Genomic DNA, 4846 nt, shown 5'->3' on the forward strand with positions numbered 1-4846 from the left:
AAGAAAAAAGAAGAACTTTGTTTACATTTTGAATATTTATTAACAAAAGATTTGCTAACTTGATAGTATACTTATATGAGAAAACCCTTTATTTTAATTTTATTTATAGCAATTATGACAGCTAATATTAATTCTCAAAATCCGTTTTTTACAGAATATAAAACGCCTCACGGCACAAATCCTTTTGATAAAATCAAAAACGAGCACTATGAGCCGGCTTTCGATAAAGGTATAAAAGAACAGGAAGCAGAGATTAACCAAATAATTAACAATCCGGAGCTACCTACATTTGCAAACACAATTGAAGCATATGAGAATTCGGGCAAATTGTTATCTGATGTTGGTTCGGTATTCTTCAATCTGCTAAGTTCTGAAAGCGATGATGAAATGATGGAGATCTCTCAGAGACTATCTCCTAAGTTGTCAGAACACAGCAACAACATAGGTCTGAACGAAGATCTTTTCGCACGAGTTAAAGCCGTGTATGACAAACGTAACGATTCGGGACTTACTCCTGAACAAATCCGTTTAACTGAAAAGATATACGAAGGCTTCGAAAACAAAGGGGTAACTCTATCGGCTAAAGATAAAGAGATATATCGTGCATTATCAACAGAGTTAAGCAAAGTAACTCTTGACTTTGGTCAAAATGCATTAAAAGAAAGTAACAAATTCGAGATGCTGCTTACTGACGAAGCTGACCTGGCAGGTCTACCTCAAAGCGTTCGTGATGGAGCAAAGGCTAAAGCCAAACAAAAGAACAAAGAAGGCTGGATGTTTGATCTTTCGGGACCAAGCTATATTGCTTTCATGAAATACTCTGATCGTCGTGATCTACGCGAAAAACTATATCTTGCATACACTACTAAATGTGTTGCTGGTGGTGAGTTTGACAATCAAGAAAATGTTAGAAAGATAGCTAATCTCCGTCTTAAAATAGCTCAACTTTTAGGCTATCCTGATTTTGCTGCTTTCTCTTTGAAAAACAAAATGGCTAAAAACGAAAAAGGAGTATTCAACCTTTTAGACAATCTATATGATGCTTTTGCTGAAAGAGCTAAAGAAGATGTTGCAGACGTACAGAAATATGCTTCTAAACTGGAAGGTAAACAAGTTGATTTACAACCTTGGGATTGGGCTTATTATTCTGAAAAGCTTCAGACTGAAAAATACGATCTGAATGATGAAATGGTGCGTCCATACTTCGAATTGGAAAATGTAAAGAAAGGCGTTTTTGGATTAGCGACAGACTTATATGGTGTAACTTTCAAAAAGAACACTGACATACCCGTGTATAACCCCGAAGTAGAAGCTTTCGAAGTATTTGATGCTAATGGTAAATATATTTCTGTTTTATATACAGATTTTCATCCTCGTGAAAGCAAACGTCAAGGAGCTTGGATGACCGAATATAAAGGTCAGTACAAACGCGATGGTGTAGATTCTCGCCCTCATGTATCACTGGTAATGAACTTTACCCGTCCAACAGAGAACGACCCTGCATTATTAACTTTTGATGAGGTAGAAACCTTCTTACACGAGTTTGGACATGGCTTACATGGTATGCTTACAGAATGTACATACGAAACTCTTTCGGGAACTAATGTTGCTCGTGACTTTGTTGAATTACCTTCGCAAGTAATGGAAAACTGGCTGACTGAAAAGGAATATCTGGACAGATTTGCGGTACATTACAAAACTGGCGAACCTATACCTGCTACATTAGTAAACAAGCTTATTGATGCTTCTAATTTCAATGCAGGTTATCTGTGTTACCGTCAATTATCATTCGGATATCTTGATATGGCATGGCATACACTGAAAAATCCTTATGAAGGAGATATCAAAGACTTCGAAAAAAATGCAATGATAAAGACTGCTCTTCTGCCCGTTGCTGAGGGTACTAACATGTCTGCTTCATTCGGACATATTTTTTCGGGAGGTTATGCAGCCGGATATTATAGCTACAAATGGTCGGAAGTATTGGATGCAGATGCATTTGCAGCATTCAAGAAAAACGGTATATTCGATAAAGAGACAGCAGAAGCTTTCAGAAAAAATATACTTGAGAAAGGAAACACAGAAGACCCAATGGAACTGTACATTAAATTCAGAGGTCAAGAACCAACTATAGATGCCTTATTAGAAAGAAGCGGTGTAGAAAAGAAAACTGCCCCAACTCCTAATAATGTGGCTAAAGATGTTGATCAAAAAAGAACTAAATAAAAACGAGAAACTTTTCTCTGATATAATTCTAAAAAAAGTGGGCTGTTCCAATAAGAACAGCCCACTTTTTAGTTACACTTATATACTATAAAGTACTACTTGAGGTACAAATTCAATATCATTACTCAGTTGCTGTTGGACAGTTCCATGAGAATTAGCTGGTAACCCTATGACCGGAGTAATCCTTACAAACAACTCTTCATTCTGGCTTCTATACCCTGCATACAATGAGGTCGTAAATGTAATAACATCGCCTTCTATTGCTTCCATATAATATTCGATAGAATCCAAAGACACCGCTGGTGTTCCCCGCAATATCAGATAAACATATATACTAGCTAGTCCCGGACGCTTAGTCCAAACCGACTTAACATTATATGACCACCAACGTACTGTTAATAGATATCTCCCATTTTGTGGTATAATAATCTTAGCATTCAACATCATCTCTTGACCACCTCCGTATGTAAAACTCTGCCCCGGTATTGCTGTAAAAGATTGTGTATAAGACGGAGGCTGATCGGTCCAGCGAGCAACACCATTAGATCCCGATTCTAATACTTTTGCTGACATAGTTGAGCCATCAAGAATACGTAAAGGAGGTATCCCTTGCAATTGGCTATCGGCTATATCCAAACGAGCCGTAGGATTCAATGTACCAACTCCTATATATCCTCTCGAATCGAACACCACATCATTTATTACCTGAGATGCCGCAGGTGTACCTACACCATTATCGCCTGCACCATCTACATGAAAGAGTGCCATTGGTCGATCTAAATTAATACCGATTTGTCCCGACACAGAAGAAATTCTAAAAATCAGGACTACTACTATAACTATATGTTTCATTGTCTATTTTTTTTATTTTTAAACTCTATAAAAGAAAACAGATGTATTACTTAAATCCAAAGTCCAAGAGACTGCCGCATTAGATGGCATAACAGTAAGAATCAGGCGATCCCCTGTTTTCACTCCACTAGCTTTAAATACTACATAAGTTGAGAATTTTTGATTATCGACAACACCTACATAAAACTCTACACCATCGACCTTCGTGCTTGTATTATTTTTATATAGCTTGATAGTTCCATTCATCCTATTAAGACCTGCTGTTGTCTTAAACAAACCCGTCAAGCGGATCATAACTATATAATCGGCATCTTCACTAATTAAGATATTATCTAAACCTGAATCGAAAACCAAACGAGTTTCAACTTTCGAGGCTATTGCAGCAGTAGGAGACGTTACATCCAATCTATATCCTCCGCTCCCTTTTAACATACCCCATTTTGCGTATCCATCTTTATTTCCCAGAAGAATCATACCATAATTTTCGCCACCATCGACCATACGAAAAGCTCCATAGAGTTGATCGGAACTCACATCAACTTTAGCCTGAGGTGTCACAACAGACATTCCTGCACCCAAAGCCCCACGACCATCTACAATAACATCGTTATTTAGCTGACTTGCACTTAACGACGAAGTATTATCTTTTGCTCCATCCAAATGAAATACACCCTTTCCATCGGATGTATTTATACCTACCTGAGCATTTATTAATATGCATAGATTCAGCAGTGTACAAACTACTGTAATAAATTTATATTTCATTGTATTTAAATATTATAAACCATTATACTTGGATAATATATCTGATTAGTTAGCGAACCTTCATTTAATCCTGCCCCTGTTTGCCAATTAAGACCATCCATCGGCTTCAACCTTAAATAGAGTTGTTCTCCGGCAATTAATTTTGCTCCGAATAAGCTTACAGTAAAACAAAATCTACCGGTTGCAATGGAAACATAATAAGTAGTATTATCCAGAACCTCACCATTAATTCTGCATAGCTGTATATCCAAAGCACCAATAGTCATAACACCCGATGGTGCGCCAATAGCATTTCCCCACCAACGCAGTGTTACAATATAATTACCTTCTTTGGGTATAGTTATCTTGGGATACTTCGGTGTATTAATTTCAGCAGGAAGCTCGGTATACACTCCTGCCGGAAAAACCCGAGGCGTAGTAGAATAATAAACTACACCATTGGGTTCGGGCTTACCAACCCATGAACCAAAACCTAAGTCATTTGACGTTAAGTACTTTTTATCTCCCTCCGAACCATCGGCAATACGAATAGGATACATGTTACTATTTGACGAATCAATATGCAACTTTGCAGTAGGTGTTAAAGTTCCCACCCCGATACTACCATTACTATCAATTACAATATCATCCGCCATATCAGAAGCAGAGATAGTGGTTGACGATGTGTTATTTCCTTTTGCATCAATATGAAACACACTTTTAGTGTAAGGAAATTTGGTATTAATACCCACCTGAGAATGGCACAAGCCAATGGATAGCAAACTGAAAATAAACAGAAAATATCTCTTCATCGTAGTTTTATTTATACAATTGTTATTTAAATAGTTAGTGTGACATAAAAAGAGCAGCAACATGTAATCGCTACATATCACTGCCGGACATAGTTGTGCCATAGGCAGGTTTTTAGCTCGCATAGAGTTTGAACGACAACAACAAAACAAATCTGCTACGCGATAAAGACTACCGGTACAACTATTAATATATTTATTGGGGTTTTTATTAT

4 protein-coding genes are annotated in these 4846 nt (G+C 37.2%); 1 reads left to right on the plus strand and 3 read right to left on the minus strand.

The window, feature by feature from the left end; genetic code table 11:
- Positions 1 to 114 precede the first annotated feature (114 nt).
- Positions 115 to 2226, plus strand: coding sequence for a M3 family metallopeptidase (locus tag HGC4_RS12110; protein ID WP_050710403.1), 2112 nt, complete (start codon positions 115 to 117; stop codon positions 2224 to 2226).
- A gap of 78 nt (positions 2227 to 2304) precedes the next feature.
- On the opposite strand, the gene HGC4_RS12115 is transcribed toward HGC4_RS12110, so the two are convergent.
- The 3 genes from HGC4_RS12115 to HGC4_RS12125 are packed head-to-tail and all read right to left on the minus strand — an operon-like array spanning position 2305 to position 4634.
- The gene (locus HGC4_RS12115) at positions 2305 to 3078 is read right to left on the minus strand and encodes a hypothetical protein (RefSeq protein WP_050710404.1); all 774 of its coding nucleotides are present in this window, start codon (positions 3076 to 3078) and stop codon (positions 2305 to 2307) included.
- Positions 3079 to 3096: 18 nt separating this feature from the next.
- Positions 3097 to 3843, minus strand: coding sequence for a hypothetical protein (locus HGC4_RS12120; RefSeq protein WP_050710405.1), 747 nt, complete (start codon positions 3841 to 3843; stop codon positions 3097 to 3099).
- Positions 3844 to 3848: 5 nt separating this feature from the next.
- Positions 3849 to 4634, minus strand: a complete 786-nt coding sequence (locus tag HGC4_RS12125; protein ID WP_050710406.1) for a hypothetical protein — start codon at positions 4632 to 4634, stop codon at positions 3849 to 3851.
- Positions 4635 to 4846: the final 212 nt, after the last annotated feature.

It is taken from the genome of Dysgonomonas sp. HGC4, assembly GCF_001261715.1.
Taxonomy (GTDB): Bacteria; Bacteroidota; Bacteroidia; order Bacteroidales; family Dysgonomonadaceae; genus Dysgonomonas_A.

Bases quoted from the DNA above. Each gene is read 5' to 3' on its own strand.
- HGC4_RS12110 (WP_050710403.1), top strand. From the start codon at position 115: ATGACAGCTAATATTAATTCTCAAAATCCGTTTTTTACAGAATATAAA.
- HGC4_RS12115 (WP_050710404.1), bottom strand. From the start codon at position 3,078: ATGAAACATATAGTTATAGTAGTAGTCCTGATTTTTAGAATTTCTTCT.
- HGC4_RS12120 (WP_050710405.1), bottom strand. From the start codon at position 3,843: ATGAAATATAAATTTATTACAGTAGTTTGTACACTGCTGAATCTATGC.
- HGC4_RS12125 (WP_050710406.1), bottom strand. From the start codon at position 4,634: ATGAAGAGATATTTTCTGTTTATTTTCAGTTTGCTATCCATTGGCTTG.